The organism is Streptomyces spiroverticillatus, assembly GCA_014650415.1.
GTDB lineage: Bacteria > Actinomycetota > Actinomycetes > Streptomycetales > Streptomycetaceae > Streptomyces > Streptomyces spiroverticillatus.
Genome location: BMUX01000062.1, coordinates 1 through 1,510, shown reverse-complemented (window position 1 = coordinate 1,510; position 1,510 = coordinate 1). Strand labels below are relative to the sequence as shown.

Sequence of the window (1,510 nt, the reverse complement as noted above, 5' to 3'; positions counted from 1 at the left end):
CAACATCCTGCTCGCGTCGCTGACCATCGTCTTCCTGCTGGCTGTGGTCACCCTTCAGCCGTTCGCCACCTACGCGGGTGCCGAGCAGTCGATGATCGTGCTGATCGCGCTGCTGGTCTGCCTGATCCCGACGACCATTGGTGCGCTGCTGTCCGCGATCGGCATCGCCGGCATGGACCGCCTGGTCCAGCGCAACGTCCTGGCCATGTCGGGCAGGGCAGTTGAGGCGGCGGGCGACGTCTCGACGCTGCTGCTCGACAAGACCGGAACGATCACGCTGGGCAACCGCCAGGCCGCCGAGTTCCTGCCCGTCAAGGGCGTGACCGACGCCGAGCTTGCGGATGCCGCCCAGTTGTCCTCCCTCTCCGACGAGACCCCTGAGGGTCGCTCGGTGGTGGTCCTGGCGAAGGAGAAGTACGGCCTGCGCGAGCGCCACCAGGGCGAACTGGTCGGAGCAGACTGGGTGGCGTTCACCGCTCAGACCCGGATGTCGGGTGTGGACGTGGACGGACGCAAGGTANGGCTCTGGAAGACGCTGACGGCGCCCGCGTCCTGGGAGTGATTCACCTCAAGGACGTCGTCAAGGACGGCATGCGCGAACGCTTCGACGAGCTGCGCCGGATGGGCATCAAGACGGTCATGATCACCGGGGACAACCCGCTGACCGCCAAGGCCATCGCCGAAGAAGCCGGCGTGGACGACTTCCTCGCGGAGGCCACCCCCGAGGACAAGATGGCTCTGATCAAGCGCGAGCAGGCGGGCGGCAAGCTGGTCGCGATGACCGGCGACGGCACCAATGACGCCCCGGCCCTGGCGCAGGCGGACGTGGGTGTGGCGATGAACACCGGCACCTCGGCCGCCAAGGAGGCCGGGAACATGGTGGACCTGGACTCCAATCCGACCAAGCTCATCGAGATCGTCGAGATCGGCAAGCAACTCCTCATCACCCGGGGCGCGTTGACGACCTTCTCGATCGCCAACGACGTCGCGAAATACTTCGCGATCATCCCCGCGATGTTCGCCGTGGTCTACCCGGGCCTGGACAAGCTCAACATCATGGGCCTGACCTCCCCGGAGTCAGCGATCCTCTCCGCGGTCATCTTCAACGCGCTGATCATCATCGTGTTGGTCCCGCTCGCCCTCAAGGGCGTCCAGTACAAGCCGATGAGCGCCGACAAGATGCTCCGCCGCAACCTCGGGATCTACGGGCTCGGCGGGTTGATCGCTCCGTTCATCGGCATCAAGATCATCGACCTGCTTCTCTCCCTCATCCCCGGAATCGGCTGATCACGTCATGAACAACTCCGTAGGAAACACCGGCCGGTTGCTGGGGGCAGGCCTGCGTGCCCTCCTCGTCCTCACCCTCATCTGCGGCGTGGTCTATCCGCTGGCCGTCACCGGCATCGCCCAGGTCGCCTTCTCCAGCAAGGCCAACGGCTCCGAGATCGAAGACCCGGCCACCGGCAAGGTGGTGGGCTCCGAGCTGATCGGCCAGACCTACAACCTCCCG

1 protein-coding gene and 1 pseudogene are annotated in these 1,510 nt (G+C 65.7%); both read left to right on the top strand.

From position 1 onward, the window contains the following. A pseudogene (locus IE269_RS42655) lies at positions 1–1,287 on the top strand (HAD-IC family P-type ATPase); the annotation flags it as partial. Positions 1,288–1,294: 7 nt separating this feature from the next. Next, positions 1,295–1,510, top strand: a 216-nt coding sequence (locus tag IE269_RS42650; RefSeq protein WP_189828759.1) for a potassium-transporting ATPase subunit C, incomplete at its 3' end; no start/stop codon positions are given.